Source organism: Geobacillus sp. PLS 41 (assembly GCF_056494105.1).
In genome coordinates this window covers 2122393-2141712 of record NZ_CM151395.1, presented here as the reverse complement: position 1 = coordinate 2141712, position 19320 = coordinate 2122393, and the positions used below count along the sequence as shown (strand labels likewise).

Sequence of the window (19320 nt, the reverse complement as noted above, 5' to 3'; positions counted from 1 at the left end):
TTCTTTCTATTATTACATATCTTCGTTGATGACGACCGATTTTCCTCTTAGTTTCATGACAAACGGCACGGCAATCCATAAAAAGGCAATGACCAACAAGACGAGCGAAATCGGCTTTTCAACGAAAACGAGATAATCGCCATTCGATGCCGTCAAGGCCCGACGCATATTGTTTTCAATCATCGGCCCGAGAACAAGCCCTAGCACGAGCGGTGCCAATGGATAGTCGTGCTCTGCAAGCCAGTAGCCAAGCAGACCAAACGCCAACAGCAGGAACACATCAAACGTCGTCACTTGCACCGCATACACACCGAACACGGAAATGGCAATAATAAGCGGCAACAAATATTTCGTCGGCGTCTGAATAATTTTCGCGAACACTTTGACGAGCGGCATGTTGAGAATGAGCAACATGACGTTGCCGATAAACATGCTGGCGATCAATCCCCAGGCGACAGCTGGATGCTCATCGAACAACAGTGGACCTGGCTGGACGTTGTACATAATGAGTGCACCCATGAGGATCGCTGTCGTCCCTGAACCAGGAATGCCCAGCGTCAAAAGCGGAATCATTGCGCCCCCAGAAGCCCCGTTGTTCGCCGACTCCGGCGCCGCCACACCGGCGATCGTCCCTTGCCCGAACTTTTCCGGATGTTTGCTCACTTTCTTTTCAAGAATATAGGAGAAAAACGATGCCAACGTGGCCCCGGCTCCCGGCAGCACCCCGATGAAAAAACCGAGCAGCGACCCACGGGCGATCGGCCCCGCGCTTTCTTTCAAATCCGCTTTCGTCGGCAACACGCGCCCGATTTTAGCGATGTCCCCGTCGTTCGTCTCATTACAGAGAATAGACTTGAATACCTCTCCTAACGCAAATAGCCCGACCGCTACGGTTAAAAACTCGAGACCTCCATATAAATAGGAAATGTCGTACGTAAAGCGGGCCACGCCGGAAACGTTGTCGAGCCCAATCGTAGAAAGCAACAAACCGAACACGGTCATGATCCACGCTTTTGTCATCGATTTGCCGGCCAGTCCGCTCACCGCCGCCAACCCGAGCAGCATGAGTGAAAAATATTCAGCCGGGCCGAACTTCAGCGCCACATTCGACAACGGTTGGGCCAATAAGACGAGGCCGATTAGCGAAACAATTCCGGCGACAAAGGAACCGATCGCGGCAATGGCAAGCGCCGCCCCCGCCCTTCCTTGCCGGGCCATTTGATAACCGTCCAGTGTCGTGACAACCGATGACGATTCCCCAGGCGTATTTAACAAAATCGATGTCGTCGAACCGCCATACATCGCCCCGTAATACACGCCGGCGAGCAAAATAATCGAACTGGCTGCCGCCTGTTCCGAACTAAGGCCGGACGTCATCGACGCCGTCACCGGAATAAGCAACGCCACCCCGCTCATCGGGCCAATCCCAGGAAGCACACCGACCGCTGTGCCGATCAACACCCCGATAAAGGCAAACAGCAAGTTATGCGGCTGAAGCGCTGTCTGAAATCCGTCAAGCAAAAACGATAGTGTGCTCATGATGCCCCTCCCTTCATTGGAACCAAATCGGCCAGCTTGGCAATGTTCCTTGCAGCAGCTTCACATAAAGGCCATATACGCCAAGCGAAAAGCCAGCCGCAATGGCGATCGACTTCCATAGCGCCCCTCTTTCCATCGTTTGAAAGCCGATAACAAGAAACAGAAACGTCGTGATTACATACCCAACCGTTTCAAGCAACGTCGCATAGAAAACAGCAGCAATGAAAATGATGAGAAACTTTTTGTACTGCCGCGGCGGCTTCTCTCCCACTGAATCCTTATAATCCTTATAGCCTCTCGTTTCAAACAACAGCTTGATGCTTAATAATGCCAGAACAAGTCCAAGCAAAAACGGAAATACGTTCGGTCCTACCGCACTGCCGTAGGCGCTTTTCGATAGGCGCAAGCTTTCCGCCATAAACAAGGAACCAACCGCCAAGAATGCCACCGCCGCGATACGATCAGCCGTTTTGTTCATGGTTCTTCCTCCTGTTCTTTACAAAAAAGGGGAAGAATGTTCTTCCCCCTTGCTTCATTTATGCATGCCAAGCGACTTCAGAAGGTCGCCGATTTGCTGCTCCTGCTCTTGCAAAAACTTCGTAAATTCGTCCGAATTGCGATATTCCGCCGCCCAGCCTTGTTTTTGCAGTTCTTCTTTCCACTTCTCGTGTTCAGACAACTTTTTCAATGTTTCTTCCCAAAACGCTTTTGCCTCTCGGGACATTTGCTTCGGCCCAAAAACCCCGCGCCAAATCGTAAATTCCGCATCAATGCCAAGCTCTTTCAACGTCGGCACGTCTTTCAGCACTCCGCCGAGGCGTTCTGGAGCGGAAACCGCCAACACCCGCACTTTGCCGGCTTTGAGATATTCGCCAACAGAAGAGGCATCCGTTGCAATCACATCGGCATTGCCGCCAAGCAGCGCAGCCATCGCTTCCCCGCCGCCATCGTACGAAACATACTTGACTGATTTCGGATCGATGCCCGACTTATAGATCGGCAAAATCGCGACTAAATGATCCATCGAACCTGGCGCCGATCCCCCGGCTACCGTGACCGATTTCGGATCTTGTTTAATGGTATTAAGCAAGTCGGTTAACGTTTGAAATTTCGAATCCGCCTTCACAACAATCGCGCCAAAGTCCTTCGTCAACTGGGCGAGCGGTGTCGTGTCTTTGTAGCCAAACGGGCTGTTCCCTTCTTTTTTCAAGTTGTTGATAATAATTGGCGGGGAGTTGACAAATAGTTTGTAATCGTTTTTCACATCTTGGGTGGCGTATTCGGCCATAAAGACCGCCCCGCCGCCGCCTGGTTTGTTTTCAACCGTCATGGTCTGTTTGACGAGCCCCGTCTCATCCAACACCTTCGTAATCGCGCGGGCCGTTAAATCCCAACCGCCGCCCGCCCCAGACGGAGCAACAATCGTAATCGGCTTCGTCGGATAGTTTGAGGCCGATGAGCCAGAGTTCGAACCGGATGATTTCGACCCCGCCGATTCATTGCCCCCACAGGCCGCCAAAGCCAGTGTCATCATCCCTGCGGCGAGCAATCCCCACCATTTCGTTTTCTTCATTTCTCCCTTGCCCCCTTGTTTTTTGATAACGTTTTCAATCACAACCTTACCATGCCGCGGGATGAGCGTGAAGTTTTTGAAAATAAAATGAATTTTGTGCATTTTGTTCATGGAGGTATAATCAGACCTGATATCAAGCACCTAGCGGAACGCTGGAGTCTCAAAGCAAAAAAAGACCGCCAGCCTTCAAAGCAGACGGTACGTGAACTACCCCCACTTAATTTTCTAGCGAAAATTTGAAGTGGGGGCTTCCAAAGAAGTTTGACTGCTTCAAGCAATCCTTATTCTTTGAGGCGTGTCCACTTCGCCGCTAGAGCATAAGACACTCAGGTCTACAGCTTTACTTTTCTTTAAGATGTTTAATGCGCCATTGACATCAGCATTAATTAGTTTGCCAGACTTTGTTCGATACAAGCCGCGCTTAATACGTTTGCCGCTGAACTTATATTCTTTTGGATTGTCGGCATTATATTCAGGAATCTCATCGCCGTCAAAAAAGCTGGCTTGAGACGTATAGGATTCTTCCTGTTTCAAGAATTCAATGCCGTAAAATTCACAAAGATATTCTAGTTTTTCTTTTATGTTACCGAGAGGAATATTGACAAAGTTTTGATTTGTCTTTTTTCCTAGATTAATATTGCGTTGCCATGTTTCCGCATAGCCAATGACAAGTTTGCCAATTTGATTTTCAATACAGTAGTTAATGATGTAACGGCAAGTCTTGTTGATATAATCATTCACTTTATTATTGCGATTCATAGCAAGCAAAGCCTGTTTACGAGTGGTGCCTTTGATTTTTTGCTTATCTTTTATGCTTTGAAGTCTGGCATTTTCTTTGTTAAACCATTGATTTATACTTTTTAATCTCCGCCCATCAATGATGAATGATCTGCCGTCTGATGTGACACAAGTGGCAAAATTGTTTAATCCTAAATCAATTGCCAGTGCTTTTTGGTCATTTAATTCTCTTTGATCTTCAGGCATTTCATATTTGTACTGAATCTCAAAGAACCTGGCATGATGCTTAGGAATGATTTCAATCTGCTTAATCTTTTTGTCCAGTAACACAGGCGGAATCGTTATCGTGATAGGCTTGTGAGTCTTTTTAAATAGGCGAGAATACGGTATCGTGAATTTGTTGCCGTCTATACGAATCTGGCCAATGATCAGTGAATGAAAGCCATCTTTTTTAAGATATTTTGGAATACTGATAGCCTTGTGGTCATATTTTCCTTGTTTGGCAAGACTGATCAAACCAAAGAAAGATTTAAAGGCTTCATTGACCTTTTTTAAAATTTGCTGTGCCATGTTGCTGTTTAACAGCTTATAGTTTTCGTTAGTTTTGGCAAGATGATAATTTTTCTCATAATTAAGAAATTCCTTGTGTTCAAAATAGTATTGTCTGACATTGTACAATCCGACGTTGTACATGTTCTTGGCAATATGGCACAGTTCTCGAAGAGTCAAGTATTCTTCTTTGGTCAAACCATTTAGCTGTTGTTTGATACAAAAATACATGTTTTCACCTCCCATCTAACTATATGATACTATATTTTACTGAATCTATCCTATTTTCAGCAAAATATAGTTAAGGCGATTCATTTCCCACTTACTCCGCTTCGCTTCGTTGAAGTGGGAGTCTTCTCGCCTAATTAAGATAAAACTTTGGTACAGTACATATTTTATGTGACAGGACAATCATCCGTTTTTTTACAATCTATCACTTACGAATCAATGATTTCATCTGCCTCTTTTGTCGCCGCCAACCGTCCTCGTTAGATAGCCGCCTCTTGTGTTTAATTTCCCTGCTCTTCAAGCAATTCCCGAACATCTTGCTCTGGAAGATCCACCAACCGAGCAATATCTTCCACCTTCATTCCTTTGCGCGCCATGTTGCGGATCAGTTGTTTCATTCCTTGCTTCATTCCTTGCTTCATTCCTTGTTTCATTCCCTGTTTGATCCCTTGTTCAATCCCGCGTTTAATTCCTTCTTCCAACCCCTGTTTTCTTCCCCTTTGCTCATAGGAAATGATCAGCTCCAACATTTTCTCTTTTTCTGTCGTTTCCATCTCCTTCACCTCTCTTTGCAGTTGTTGCTCTTCCTCCTCCGACAGCTTCACATACGTTTCAAAAAAGCCCAACAAGAGCCGTTGCCTCGCTTCATCCAGCTCCAATCGCACCAACATGCGCAAAAACTCTTTTTTCAACTCAATTTTCTCACTTTCAGTATACCCCATTTTGCCAAGGAGGGCAGCCGCAATCGGATTGTCATGCCGGATATAGTCTCTCCAATGTTTCTTGCGCAACTCCACCGGGAAAAAGCGAAACTGCAGCACGTCGCCAAAGGGAAACTCGATTGAGAACACGGACGGTTCTTCGCGGAGGGTGTCATGGCTGAAGACAGCGATCGGAACGATGCGGGTGCGGTATTTTTCAAACAAACGGCTGAAATAGATAAACATGCGCTCTGGAAACGATGGTTGCACGTAGCTTTGATTCTCCACATGAACGATGATCAGCCCATCCTCCCCTTTCAGCTTCGTCTCGACTAATAGATCGACGCGGTATTTTTCACCTGCCGTGACATCGGTAAACAGTTCTTCGGACAGAAAGGACAAATGGCTGAAATCAATGTGTTCATGCATGTCGGGAAAAAAGAGGAGAAGAAACTCTTCGAAGAACGTTTGGATCAGTTCTTTAAACAACCGGTCGTGGTCAATAGCCATTCCATCACCCCTCTTTGAACGTGTTCAATTCTATCCATTCGCAAGCAGGGGGTGAAAATCCTGCATCGGGGACAGAAAAAGTTGTACCGTACTGTATAGCGCTTCAGTCCCCCACAGGTACGATAAAAACGTATTCCTGTACCACGTGATTTAACTGTTGAACAGATGTTTCAATCCCTCATAGGTACGATAAAAACTAATCACTCTGATTTATGCGCTGAGTTTCTGCATAGTTTCAATCCCTCATAGGTACGATAAAAACCTTTATTTTGGCGTAAAGAAGAAGCATTCTTGTTTCTTCTTCTATGAAAAGCCAGTCATCGTACTATGTGTCAAAGGATTCACTCCATGCACAGGAATGGCCTTGACGCATATTCACAACTGTTTCAATCCCTCATAGGTACGATAAAAACTCTTTTCCTCGGTGGAAATCCGTTCATTTTTGGTGTTTCAATCCCTCATAGGTACGATAAAAACGTCGGAGAAGGTGACTTCAATGCTAGCGATATTGCGTTTCAATCCCTCATAGGTACGATAAAAACACAAGTTCCACATCTCGTTTGCGGAACTCGTCGTCGTTTCAATCCCTCATAGGTACGATAAAAACTCAATGAAGTTGGCGATTGATATGGCAAAAAACATTTTTGTTTCAATCCCTCATAGGTACGATAAAAACGATCATCCACCACAATCGTGACGTATTGACTTGAGTTTCAATCCCTCATAGGTACGATAAAAACCCATCTCCGCTTCGATTTCGCTAGGGTCTCGGTTGAGTTTCAATCCCTCATAGGTACGATAAAAACCGAGCGAGAAGCAACTCAACTACATTGATAACTTGTGTTTCAATCCCTCATAGGTACGATAAAAACGCAGTCGACTGGCAGCTGCATAGCCAATTTTTTCACTGTTTCAATCCCTCATAGGTACGATAAAAACCCAAACCATTCGCATAAAATCAAGCTTTTCCCCTTTTGACTGTTTTCAGAATATCACGTTTCAAAAATTCTGTCAATACTGTTGAGCCGTGTTGGTTGTAGGATTTTGACGCAAAAAAAATATTGTCGTCGATCCCCCGGGGTTTTTGCACGATTGGAGGTCGACGACATTTGAAAGGCGGTCAGCTTTTGTTTTTCTCCATTCTCCCGTACTCTTCCCTCACCGCGGCCACAAGCGGGTGCGCACTCTCAAGCCCCGCGTATTGCCGAAGCGCTCCTTCGATTCCGTGGTGTGCGATCGTTTGTTGCAGAGCGGCGGCTTCTGCATCGCTCGCATCATCAAAGCGCAACAGCGCGGCAATTCCTTTGGCGAGACCAGCAGGAACGCTGCCAAATAGTGTGCAGTATTGCGTCGCCGGAGCGATGAGCCGGTCGTTCGGCCCGAGCTTGCGGATCGGCGAACGGGCGACACGGACGATATCGTCGGAAAGGGACGGGTTGGTGAAACGCCCGATCGTCGTTTTGATATAGGAACGGTGCTCTTCCTCATGCCATCCGTGCTTTTTCAATAAGACGGCTCCCGACTCACTGAGCGCTTGCTCGACATTCAATCGAATACCTTCATCGTTCATCGCTTCCTGGACGGTTTTGTAGTTTCGCAGATACCCTAAGTAAGCGGCCAACGCATGGCCGGTATTGACCGTAAACAATTTGCGCTCGATATACGGCTCTAAGTCAGCGACAAAATGAGCCCCTTGAATCGGCGGAACAGTGCCGATGACGTTTCGCGTTTCAATCGTCCATTCGAAAAACGGTTCCACCGTGACAGCGAGTGGATCGTCATTCGTCTGATTCGGCACGATACGGTCGACCGCGCAGTTGAGAAAACCAACGTTTTCATCTGCCAGCTGCTGCCCAGCCGTGGAAAGATGGGCAAAGACGTGCGTTTTCAGCGTTTCCGTGCCGCCGATCATGTTTTCACAGGCAATGACGTGAAGCGGCTTCTGATGAACCGTGAAGCGCCGCTCAAGCCCAGCGGCGATGACTGGCGCAATAGCCGGCAAAATGTGCGGGCCGACCGCGGTCGTCACCAAATCAGCGTCTGCGATCGCCTCGATGACCGCTTCCCGCTCCGTTTGGCTGTTCAGGGCCGAAACGCCGCGCACCCATTGTTCTTCGCGCCGCTCGCCGGCAACAATGACGCGATACTCCCCCCGCTCTTTCAGCAAACGGACGATTTGTTCATTGACATCAACGAACACGACGTCATATCCCGACGCCGCCAGCAGGCTGCCGATAAAGCCGCGGCCGATGTTGCCGGCGCCAAAGTGGACGGCCCTCATCAGCCGTTCACCTCATGGAGCAGCGCAAGAATTTCCTCGGCCGTTTTGGCGTTCGCCATGGCGGCCACATTGTCTGCTTCGGCGCAGACGAGTGCGAGTTTCGAAAGAATATCCAAATGTTCCCCGTCTTTGCCGGCAATGCCGATGACGATCGTGGCCATGTTGCCGCCTCCAAAATCGACGCCGTCCGGAACTTGCACGATCGAAATGCCGGACTGTTTCACGAGCGCTTTTGCCGCTTCCGTTCCGTGCGGAATGGCGACGTTGTTGCCGATATACGTTGATGTCAGTTCTTCCCGTTCAAGCATCGCATCAACATATGCCGGGGCGACATATCCTTGCTTGACCAACACCTCGCCGGCGAGGCGGATCGCCTCTTCTTTCGTTTTTGGTTGCGCATTGAGCACAATGTTTTCTTTGTTTAAAATCGAATGGGTCAACATCCGTGTCACTCCTTCATCGATATCCAATAATCATCGAAAAATTGTTCCAAATGGCCGCTAATAAGCGAATACACTTCGTCTTCGCCGCCATAAGCCAACGTGGCCGCGCTTTGCTCGTTCTTTACGAGCAACGTGCTCACATGGCTTAATACTGAAAGCACCTCTTCATCCGCATCAGCAGGACCGAGAAGCAACACGACCGTGTTGATCTCCATCGGCTCCCCGTCCATCCCCGCCACCGTTTGCGGCGAATCAAGTCGGTACATCGTCAGAGACGGACGAAGGACAGCGAAGCTTCGAGCGTGGTAAAGCGCCAGCGTCGTGCCAGGGACGCCAAGCCCGCCAAGCGACTCGCGGCGCCGCAGCTCCTCGATGACGACATCGGCATCGACAACGACGCCACTTCGTTCGAGGCGGCGGCACGCGTCCGTCAATATTTCATGAACAGAGCGCCTCTTGACCACCTCGAGGGAAAAACCGTCCAAAATGTGGACGATCGTCTCGCTGATGCGCCGAACCGCCTTCATCGTGTCGATGGCTGGCCTGTTTCGCCGTGCGGTTGACTCTTTCCTCATCCGCTTTTCAGCGGCCGATTTTCGCTCTAAACACTCGCGAATCTTCCGCGCTTCCTCCTCGGTCAGCATCGGGCTGACGACGATATGCGGCCCATACTCCTCAGGAAGCGGCACGGTCGAGATGACGAGATCGTACGCGCTGACATCTTTTCCTTTCCATTCAAACGCGGAAGCTTGTTCCAGCGAAACAATGTCCGGAATCTCTTTTTTCAGCCTCGTCGCTAAAATTTTCGCCGTCCCAAGCCCGCTCGAACAAATGACTAACACCCGCCAGCCTTTTTTCTCCCGCATGAGCGCGGCCGCAAAATGGAGCACCAAATAGCCAATCTCCTCATCCGGGATCGGAATGCCGCCAAACAGCTGCCGCGCCCCATCTGAGACAATGGCGAACAGCTCCGCATAGTCTTGTTTGATTGGATCAAGCAGCGGATTGGCGACCCCCATTCCGTGTTCGAGGCGATACAGAGCCGGCTTTAAATGGACGACAAGGTCTTCGTATAACGTACGGTCGGCGGATAAATCAACGCCGAGCTTATCACTGACAAAGCGGATGAGTTGTTGCGCCTTCATGCCGACGGCCAAACTCGGCTCCTCCATCACCATTCCTTGGCGGCTGCGCCATTTCGCTCCCATCAAGTGCATCGTCATATAGCCGACTTCTTCGTTAGGGATGTCAACGTCAAAGACTTTTTCTAACGATTCAGCGAGCTCATGCGCGATCTCATATTCTTTCGTCGCTTGCAACGCCTGCAGATCCCGCGGATCGAAGTGGATCGCTTCTCCCCGCTTGATGCGCTCCATGGCGAGCGCCAAATGGACGACGAAGGCGATGTACGAGCTGTCGGCCATCGTAAACGGAAGCTTTTCTTTCACTTGCTCGATTTGCTGCTCAATGACAGCGAGCTTTTTTCTGTCCACAAGCCCGAGCAGCTTCTCCGCCACGGTGTCAAGCGGAGCGTCCGTCCGTTTTTGGATCGTCTCTTTCATCAATGCCAAAAATTCGTGTTCATCAACATGGCGGAACAACAAGTCGCTCATCAAGCGCCGTTTCACCGATTCCGAACCGGCAAGCTCCACCCCGTATCCACGCTTGCGGATGAGCGAAAGCCCGTACGCTTCTACCGTTTGTTCCAATTTGTCCAAATCCAAGCTGACAGTGGCGACCGTGACGTTCAAGTCATGGGCCAATGTGACGAGTTTCACTGGCTCGTTGGCTTCCAACAGCGCAATTAAAATCATGAGCTGCCGCTCTTCGGGGGTGTATTCATGATGAGAAAGGCGAAACAGCTCTGCGGCCAGCGCCTGCTTCTTTTCCTCTTCCCCGACGAGGCGGATGCCGACTCCTGCTCTTTTCGCGAGCTTAAGCCCATAGCGGCGGAAGACCGATTCCAAACCTTGCAAATCACGATGAACCGTGCGGGCGCTGACATTCAGTTCCTCCGCCAATTCGCCGACTGTTATGTCCCTATCGTCCGCCAACAACCGTTCAAGCAACTTCCGCTCCCGTGCCGATACGTACATCGCCGTTCACCTCCCATCACGGAACAGCATTATTGACATTTTTGAAATAAATCTTTGCCTCTTCCATCCTTATTGTAAGGGCTTTTTTCTTGATTTGACAATGAATAGATGTTTCGTTTTCGTCATTGTTATTGTTGACAGATTTTAATTTTGCATGTATTTTTCTCTTTCGTCGTTTGACGAAGTTCACCGCGGTCGGGCACATCCATGCGGATGGGAGCGGAGGAAAGTGCCCCTAGCCGTCGAGGTAAACGGGAAATCACAAAGCAAAACGCAGGGGGAACGCCATTTCCCCTGCGTCTCATGCCGATTTACGCGTTCTTTTTCAATTGCTCGATCAATTCATCGTATTTCGGGCTGTTTAAGAAGTTTTCGACCGATACATGGTACGCATTGGGCAACTTCGCCTTCGCCCGGTCGGTCAAGTTTTGATGGGTGACGACGATGTCGGCGTCGGCCGGAAGCTGGTTGATCGCTGTATTCGTCACTTCGATATCGAGCCCGGCCTTTTGTACTTTGTTGCGCAAAATCGATGCTCCCATCGCGCTCGAGCCCATTCCCGCATCACACGCGAACACAATTTTCTTCACGCGGCCAGGAACCGCTTGGGCCACAGTTGCCGAAGCGGCTTCTTTCTGTTGCAATGCGGCAGCCACTTGGCTCTTTTTTCCTTTCAGCTGTTCCATTTTTTCCGTTGCTTTCGTCAACTCTTCTTCCTCTTCAGATTGTTTCGCCGCTTTTAAGAAAATCGAAGCGACGAGGAACGACACCGCTGCAGCGACGAACACGCCGGCTAGCACGCCGAAATAATTCCCTTTCGGCGTCATCGCCAGCAAGGCGAAAATGCTTCCCGGCGACGGCACCGCCACCAGCCCGGCATGGAGCACCGTAAACGTGAACACGCCGCTCACGCCGCCCGCCATGGCTGCCAAAATCAAAATCGGTCGCATGAGAATGTACGGGAAGTAAATTTCATGAATCCCGCCAAGGAAGTGGATAATGACTGCCCCCGGCGCCGATTGTTTCGCCATCCCCTTGCCAAACAGCCAATACGCCAGCAAAATCCCCAACCCTGGACCAGGGTTCGTTTCCAGCAAGAACAAAATCGATTTCCCGGTTTTCGCCGCTTGTTCGACGCCAAGCGGGCTTAAAATTCCATGGTTGATCGCATTGTTCAAGAACAGCACTTTCCCCGGCTCGATGAACAAGTTCGCCAGCGGCAACAAGTGCCAATCAATGATTTTTTCCACTCCTGCCGCTAACGTTTTACTGATCACAGAAATGACCGGGCCGACTCCTTTAAAGGCGAGCAGCGTCAACACGCCGCCGACGATCCCGGCCGAAAAGTTGTTGACGAGCATCTCAAACCCTTGTTTCACTTTTCCTTGGAAGAGCCCGTCTACCTTTTTGATCACATAACCGCCAAGCGGCCCCATGATCATCGCGCCTAAAAACATCGGAATGTCCGAACCGACGATGACCCCCATCGTCGCCGTCGCCCCGACGACGCCACCGCGGACGTCATAAATCATTTTGCCGCCCGTATACCCGATCAATAGCGGCAACAAGTACGTAATCATCGGTCCGACAAGCTTGGCAAACGTCTCATTCGGCAGCCAGCCGGTCGGAATAAATAACGCCGTAATCAGCCCCCAAGCGATAAACGCTCCGATGTTTGGCATAATCATGCCGCTCAAATAACTGCCAAACCGTTGAATCTTCACACGGAAACCTGTTTCATTTCCGGTTGTATGCGTCATAAGTCTGTTCCTCCTTTTGCTTGACTGTACCTTTATCTTAAAACGCTTACAACCGGCCCTTCAATGATAAGTAAACGCGATTTTGTCAAGGGGGTTGTTGACAGGTTTTAAAAAAGAAAAAAGCCCAGCATGGCGGGCAGGGCTACAGCGTTTCTTCCGCTAGTAACAAAGCCTCTTGATAAAGACGTCGGGAAAGATAAAATCCATTTTCAAGCAAAGTGTCTAACAGCGGCTTGACTTCCGCTATTTTCCTGTTTTTCTTTCCCAGAATCAAAACTCCGATTGTACCGATAGGCCGTAAAAGGAATTGTTTCGACAAGGATCTGGCAGCATGCTCATCAATCACAACGACTTGAGCACCAAGTTCTTTCGCTCCAATAATAACTTCTAACTCCCCGGCATGGAATTTTCCATATAAACTTTCAACAAGGCTGCGATTTTTTACATGGTATAGCCTAAACACCCCCTCGCTGACCAATCGTTTGAGCTCCTCTTTTCCATAATGGCGTGGGGCATGGTTATGAACAATTTCTTGATAGACAGCTTCCGGAACATATACTTCATCAAATAGTTCAGACAAAAGAGTCAATTGACCAACGATCGACAGACCTATAATCGGTGTAGAATTAACCGTAACCCTACTCATTGTGATCCCTATTTTCTTTGCTCAATTTTTGCACCGTGTCCCAATCATCTTTGATGTGTTCCTCCGTATATTCCATCCAAGGAATCGCCTTCGAACGCAATACATCGATAAATTCCCCTAAGGATTTTCCTGCCAATTCAGCCGCTTTCGCCAGCGTCACCTGTTTCCCAACAAACAAACCAATCGCCAATGAAAGCTTTATTTTTGCCTCAACTGTGTTGCCTTCCAATTCATTAATGGCGGGCAAAAACTCTTTCGGCAAGTTCACCTGAAAGTAGTCCATGGCCATTGAACTCACACCCTTTTTTATTTTATTCTATCACACTTCGCGCCTTTTGGATGCTGTCACAGAACGAATAGTATCCCCTAAATTTTTACTACACGCTCAACAAGCTGGAAATGAAACCGACTCAACTGAACATTCCCCACCCGCGCTCACGTAGAGAATTAGGGGGTTATTGGAAACAACCTCTACGGTAAGCTGTCAGCTAAGCCATCCCTGTGCATCCACCTTTGAACTTCCTCAAAACGATCGCAATCGAAACCCTTCCATTGTTTTTTTGGCACAAGAGGAAGATGTTAGTGGCAGACGCCGGTTCATCCCTACTTATGTTCCTACTTGGAAGTGAAGGGATTCTCGGTTCGAGGTGGTGAACTACCCCCACTTAATTTTCTAGCGAAAATTTGAAGTGGGGGCTTCCAAAGAAGTTTGACTGCTTCAAGCAATCCTTATTCTTTGAGGCGTGTCCACTTCGCCGCTAGAGCATAAGACACTCAGGTCTACAGCTTTACTTTTCTTTAAGATGTTTAATGCGCCATTGACATCAGCATTAATTAGTTTGCCAGACTTTGTTCGATACAAGCCGCGCTTAATACGTTTGCCGCTGAACTTATATTCTTTTGGATTGTCGGCATTATATTCAGGAATCTCATCGCCGTCAAAAAAGCTGGCTTGAGACGTATAGGATTCTTCCTGTTTCAAGAATTCAATGCCGTAAAATTCACAAAGATATTCTAGTTTTTCTTTTATGTTACCGAGAGGAATATTGACAAAGTTTTGATTTGTCTTTTTTCCTAGATTAATATTGCGTTGCCATGTTTCCGCATAGCCAATGACAAGTTTGCCAATTTGATTTTCAATACAGTAGTTAATGATGTAACGGCAAGTCTTGTTGATATAATCATTCACTTTATTATTGCGATTCATAGCAAGCAAAGCCTGTTTACGAGTGGTGCCTTTGATTTTTTGCTTATCTTTTATGCTTTGAAGTCTGGCATTTTCTTTGTTAAACCATTGATTTATACTTTTTAATCTCCGCCCATCAATGATGAATGATCTGCCGTCTGATGTGACACAAGTGGCAAAATTGTTTAATCCTAAATCAATTGCCAGTGCTTTTTGGTCATTTAATTCTCTTTGATCTTCAGGCATTTCATATTTGTACTGAATCTCAAAGAACCTGGCATGATGCTTAGGAATGATTTCAATCTGCTTAATCTTTTTGTCCAGTAACACAGGCGGAATCGTTATCGTGATAGGCTTGTGAGTCTTTTTAAATAGGCGAGAATACGGTATCGTGAATTTGTTGCCGTCTATACGAATCTGGCCAATGATCAGTGAATGAAAGCCATCTTTTTTAAGATATTTTGGAATACTGATAGCCTTGTGGTCATATTTTCCTTGTTTGGCAAGACTGATCAAACCAAAGAAAGATTTAAAGGCTTCATTGACCTTTTTTAAAATTTGCTGTGCCATGTTGCTGTTTAACAGCTTATAGTTTTCGTTAGTTTTGGCAAGATGATAATTTTTCTCATAATTAAGAAATTCCTTGTGTTCAAAATAGTATTGTCTGACATTGTACAATCCGACGTTGTACATGTTCTTGGCAATATGGCACAGTTCTCGAAGAGTCAAGTATTCTTCTTTGGTCAAACCATTTAGCTGTTGTTTGATACAAAAATACATGTTTTCACCTCCCATCTAACTATATGATACTATATTTTACTGAATCTATCCTATTTTCAGCAAAATATAGTTAAGGCGATTCATTTCCCACTTACTCCGCTTCGCTTCGTTGAAGTGGGAGTCTTCTCGCCTAATTAAGATAAAAAGCAGCCCTTGTCTAAACGGGCTGCTTTTCAGTCCATTCTATTCTATTGGTATCTCGCCGTCACCATTTTCTTTCTCGTGTAAAATTCGACGCCGTCGCGGCCGTTGGCATGAAGGTCGCCATAGAACGAGTTTTTGTAGCCCGAGAACGGGAAGAAGGCCATCGGCGCCGGGACGGCGACGTTGACGCCAAGCATGCCGGCGTCGATTTCTTCGCGGAACTGGCGGATCGCTTTGGCGCTGTCGGTGTAAATGCAGGCGCCGTTGGCAAACTCCGACCGGTTGGCGATCTCAATCGCTTCGTCCAAGTCTCGGGCGCGGACGACCGACAAGACCGGGGCGAAAATTTCATCCGTCCAAATCGCCATGCCCGGCTTGACATGGTCAAAAATCGTTGGACCGATGAAATACCCTTTTCCGCTTGTCGCCGAGTCGCGGCGTCCGTCGCGGACAAGGAGCGCCCCCTCTTTTTCGCCGATTTCGATGTATTTGATCGTCCGCTCTTTATGCGACTCGCGGATGACCGGGCCTAAAAAGACGCCTTTGTCGAGCCCATTGCCAATTTGGATGCGGTCGGCGGCTTCTTTGAGCCGTTCGACCAACTCATCGGCGATATCGCCGACTGCAACGACGACCGAGCACGCCATGCACCGCTCGCCCGCCGAACCGAACGCGGCGTTGATGATGTTCGTCACCGCCATATCGAGGTCGGCGTCCGGCATGACGATCGAATGGTTTTTCGCACCGGCGAGCGCCTGCACCCGCTTGCCGTGGGCGGCGGCTGTTTTGTATACATACTCGGCGACCGGCTGCGAGCCGACGAACGAAACGGCTTTAATATCTTTATGTTCTAAAATGCCGTTCACGACCTCGTGCGCTCCGTGAACAATATTCAACACTCCTGCAGGCAGTCCGGCTTCGGTGAACAGTTCAGCCAAGCGGTTGGCGAGCATGGGCGTCCGCTCAGACGGCTTCAGCACGAACGTATTGCCGCAAGCGATGGCGAGCGGGAACATCCAGCACGGCACCATCATCGGGAAGTTAAACGGCGTAATCCCGGCGACGACACCGAGCGGGTAGCGGTACATCCCCGATTCGATATTCGTCGCAATATCGGGCAGCTGCTGCCCCATCATGAGCGTCGGAATCCCCGCTGCAAACTCGACGCATTCAATGCCGCGCTGCACTTCACCGTAGGCGTCCTCGTACACTTTGCCGTTTTCCAATGTCACGAGACGGGCAAGTTCTTCCCAATGCTCGACAAGCAGCTGCTGGTAGCGGAACAAAATGCGGGCGCGACGCGGAACCGGGACTTTGCGCCATTCGCGGAACGCTTCTTTCGCGGCCGCCACCGCCGCATCCAGCTCCTCGCGCGAGGAGAGCGGCACTTTCGCCAATACTTCCCCCGTTGCCGGGTTCGGCACGATTTCTTCTTTTCCGGATGTCGAGGCGACCCATTGGCCGCCAATAAAGTTTTTCAATGTTTTTGTTTCGGTTACAGAGCTCATGAATGAAACCACCTTTCTAGAAAATCGAGTATAAGAGAATGGCTAAGAACATGCCGGCAAGCGGAATGATAACCGACAGAACGAATATCGGCTTATACGTCCGCTCGTGCGTTTCATGGCAGACGGCGCGAATCGTCGTCACAATGTATCCGTTGTGCGGCAGCGAATCAAGGCCACCGGAAGCAAGCGTTGCTACCCGATGCATGGCGCCGGGGTCAAGCCCTTTCGCCAGATAAATCGGCGCTAGGATTGGCAAGGCAATACCGAGACCGCCGGAAGCCGATCCGGTCATGCCGCAAATAATCGTGACGGCCAACCCCAATCCGAGCAGTTCCGGTCCAGGAATGTTCACAAGGACGTCAACCGCTTTTTGAAAGGCCGGCACATTTTTCGCCACCGCTCCGAAGCCGACGACGGCGCACGTATTAGCGGCAGCGACTAACGCATCTTGGGCGCCGGACGCCATGGCCTCCCAAAATTTGCGGACGAATTTCGCATTTAACACCCAGCAAAGCACAATACCAAGGACAAGTGACAAGACCCCTGCTGAAGTCGAAGAAATGAATTTTGCCAAAATGTTTAATGAAACAATCACCGCCACTAACGGAAGGATGGCACAAACAATGTTCGGCAGCGGACGGCCGGCGCCGCGCTCGAGCGAAGCAGCAATTTCACTCACCGCACCGGAAACGTCGCCGGTTCGGTATGGCAAGGAAAACGTTTCGCCGTTTTGTTTCGCTTTTTGGACAACACGCGTTAAATAGAGGGAACCAGCCACAGCAATCGTTGCGCCGACGAAAATGCCTACCCATCCCCCAGCCCCCGGCGTTGTATGGAAAAATTGCGTTGGAATGATGTTTTGAATCTCCGGTGAATACGGAGATGTCATTGTAAACGAAACCGAGCCGAACACCATGGCGGCCGGAATAAAACGATGCGGCGTATTCGACTGACGGAACAGTGACACGGCGATCGGGTAAACAGAAAAGCCGACGACAAACAAGCTGACACCGCCGTATGTCATAATGGCGCAGGCAGCAACGACCGCCAATACAGCATGTTTAGCGCCAAACTTTTCTTTTACCCAATGAGCGATGGAGTCAGCTGACCCGGTGTCCTCCATCACTTTGCCAAAAATCGCCCCGGCTAAGAAGATAAGAAACCAGCTGGCGAAATAGCCGGTAAAGCCCGTCATATAGCTTTCCATCAAAGCTTTTTCCAAGTTTAATCCGCCTGTCAGCGCAACAAGAACAGAACTGATCAACGCGGCAATAATGATATTGATCCCCCTCATTGTCAAAAAGATCAACAATCCCAATGAGGCCAATAAACCAATCATCCCCAGCATACTTTTCCCCCTCTTTTGACCGTTGCTTCATTTAACGGCTGACCGTATTGGTGCCATACTGATAGTCGTAACAAATATGATACAGCGCGACAATTTCCTCATGAGTCGGCACCCTTGGGTTATTCGCCGGACTGCCGCTTGCCAGCGCATCAGCCGCCATTTTATCGACTGCTTTGTCGAATGCCGCTTTGTCAATGCCCCATGTTTTCATATTCGGGATGTGCAAATCACGGCAAAGCTGTTTCACTTCTTCAACAAGCGCATCGGCCGCTTCGGCATCGGAAACGTCCTTCAGCTGCGGGTTGATGAGCCGGGCAATCACTGCCAATCGTTCTCCGGCGCTGTCTTTTGTAAATTCAAGCACCCCTGGCAACAGCATCGCATTGGACACGCCGTGCGGCACGTGGAAGAGCGCTCCGATCGGCCGCGACATGCCGTGCACAAGTGTTACCGAGGCATTCGAGAACGCCATGCCGGCCTTCATGGCCGCGATCGCCATTTTCTCCCGCGCTTCGATGTCTTGACCGTTTTCGTACGCCCGGCGCAAATGGCCGATGATCGCCTCAATGGCGGATAGCGCCAGCACATCGGTCACGGGATGGGCGCGTCGGGAAATATACGCTTCGATCGCGTGACAAAGCGCATCGACACCGGTTGCCGCGGTAACGGATGGCGGGCATGAGACAGTAAGAAGCGGGTCAACGATCGCCACGGCCGGAAGGAGCGCCGGCTGGGAAATCATCATTTTGACGTCTGTCTTCGTATCAATAATGACCGTCACTTTCGTCACTTCGGAACCGGTGCCGGCCGTCGTCGGAATGGCGATGAGCGGCACCGGTTTTTCCGTGAACATCCTAGCGTTGCCAACATAGTCGCTGATCGTTCCCTCATTCGTCATCATCACTGCCACCGCCTTCGCGGCATCGATGCTGCTGCCGCCGCCAAGAGCGATGATGACATCGCATTGCTCACTCCGGCAGACGTCAAGCGCTTCTTTTACATGAACATCCGTCGGTTCCTTGTCGACCCCTGTGTACTTGGCAAATGGCACCCCCGCCTCTTGCAAATAGTGTTCACACCGGGCGACAAGGCGGATGTTCTCCATCACCGGGTCGCTCACAATGAGCGCTTTCGACCCAAGCGCTTTCGCTTGCCTGCCGACTTCACGAAACGTTTCGCGCCCATAAATGACCCGACTCGGCACCAACAACTCGTACATCATTCCGCCTCCCTTTTCATTTGATACCGTTTTCAATATCTTCTATATGCAAACTTTGTGCCAAACTAGAA

Annotated in this window: 15 protein-coding genes and 1 CRISPR repeat array; all 15 genes read right to left on the bottom strand. The window is 49.3% G+C overall.

Annotated elements, in window-relative coordinates; translation table 11 throughout:
- Window positions 1-12: 12 nt before the first annotated feature.
- Window positions 13-1539, bottom strand: a complete 1527-nt coding sequence (locus ACVX3G_RS10715; protein WP_479454540.1) for a tripartite tricarboxylate transporter permease — start codon at window positions 1537-1539, stop codon at window positions 13-15.
- A 13-nt stretch (window positions 1540-1552) separates the two neighbouring features.
- Complete coding sequence (locus tag ACVX3G_RS10710; protein ID WP_020279064.1) at window positions 1553-2017, bottom strand: tripartite tricarboxylate transporter TctB family protein; 465 nt, start codon at window positions 2015-2017, stop codon at window positions 1553-1555.
- Between the two features lie 54 nt (window positions 2018-2071).
- Window positions 2072-3112, bottom strand: coding sequence for a Bug family tripartite tricarboxylate transporter substrate binding protein (locus tag ACVX3G_RS10705; protein WP_025039006.1), 1041 nt, complete (start codon window positions 3110-3112; stop codon window positions 2072-2074).
- Window positions 3113-3382: 270 nt separating this feature from the next.
- Window positions 3383-4630 (bottom strand): RNA-guided endonuclease InsQ/TnpB family protein, encoded by a 1248-nt coding sequence (locus tag ACVX3G_RS10700; RefSeq protein WP_014195799.1) that lies wholly within the window; start codon window positions 4628-4630, stop codon window positions 3383-3385.
- Window positions 4631-4908: 278 nt separating this feature from the next.
- Entirely contained in the window at window positions 4909-5838 is a 930-nt protein-coding gene (locus tag ACVX3G_RS10695; protein WP_025039293.1) for an Rpn family recombination-promoting nuclease/putative transposase, read from the bottom strand.
- A 382-nt stretch (window positions 5839-6220) separates the two neighbouring features.
- Window positions 6221-6777: direct repeats of the CRISPR family, unit length 30 nt; unit sequence GTTTCAATCCCTCATAGGTACGATAAAAAC.
- A gap of 181 nt (window positions 6778-6958) precedes the next feature.
- On the bottom strand, window positions 6959-8119 hold the full coding sequence (locus ACVX3G_RS10690) for a mannitol-1-phosphate 5-dehydrogenase (RefSeq protein WP_025039292.1): 1161 nt from the start codon (window positions 8117-8119) through the stop codon (window positions 6959-6961).
- Window positions 8119-8562 (bottom strand): PTS mannitol transporter subunit IIA, encoded by a 444-nt coding sequence (locus ACVX3G_RS10685; RefSeq protein WP_014196025.1) that lies wholly within the window; start codon window positions 8560-8562, stop codon window positions 8119-8121. The genes ACVX3G_RS10690 and ACVX3G_RS10685 overlap by 1 nt, the downstream gene beginning before the upstream one ends.
- Window positions 8563-8567: 5 nt before the next feature.
- On the bottom strand, window positions 8568-10658 hold the full coding sequence (locus ACVX3G_RS10680; protein WP_014196026.1) for a BglG family transcription antiterminator: 2091 nt from the start codon (window positions 10656-10658) through the stop codon (window positions 8568-8570).
- Between the two features lie 311 nt (window positions 10659-10969).
- A complete protein-coding gene (locus ACVX3G_RS10675) occupies window positions 10970-12418 on the bottom strand; it encodes a PTS mannitol transporter subunit IIBC (protein WP_068896076.1) in 1449 nt (482 codons plus the stop codon).
- A gap of 142 nt (window positions 12419-12560) precedes the next feature.
- Window positions 12561-13064: a PIN domain-containing protein gene (locus ACVX3G_RS10670; RefSeq protein ID WP_068896074.1), complete on the bottom strand. Its 504-nt coding sequence runs from the start codon at window positions 13062-13064 to the stop codon at window positions 12561-12563.
- Window positions 13057-13332: a UPF0175 family protein gene (locus ACVX3G_RS10665; protein ID WP_223813678.1), complete on the bottom strand. Its 276-nt coding sequence runs from the start codon at window positions 13330-13332 to the stop codon at window positions 13057-13059. The genes ACVX3G_RS10670 and ACVX3G_RS10665 overlap by 8 nt, the downstream gene beginning before the upstream one ends.
- 450 nt (window positions 13333-13782) lie before the next feature.
- On the bottom strand, window positions 13783-15030 hold the full coding sequence (locus ACVX3G_RS10660; RefSeq protein ID WP_014195799.1) for an RNA-guided endonuclease InsQ/TnpB family protein: 1248 nt from the start codon (window positions 15028-15030) through the stop codon (window positions 13783-13785).
- Window positions 15031-15218: 188 nt separating this feature from the next.
- A complete protein-coding gene (locus ACVX3G_RS10655; protein ID WP_047757959.1) occupies window positions 15219-16682 on the bottom strand; it encodes a CoA-acylating methylmalonate-semialdehyde dehydrogenase in 1464 nt (487 codons plus the stop codon).
- A gap of 16 nt (window positions 16683-16698) precedes the next feature.
- Window positions 16699-18030 (bottom strand): GntP family permease, encoded by a 1332-nt coding sequence (locus ACVX3G_RS10650; RefSeq protein WP_047757960.1) that lies wholly within the window; start codon window positions 18028-18030, stop codon window positions 16699-16701.
- A 31-nt stretch (window positions 18031-18061) separates the two neighbouring features.
- Entirely contained in the window at window positions 18062-19249 is a 1188-nt protein-coding gene (locus tag ACVX3G_RS10645) for an iron-containing alcohol dehydrogenase (protein WP_068895648.1), read from the bottom strand.
- Between the last annotated feature and the right edge of the window lie 71 nt (window positions 19250-19320).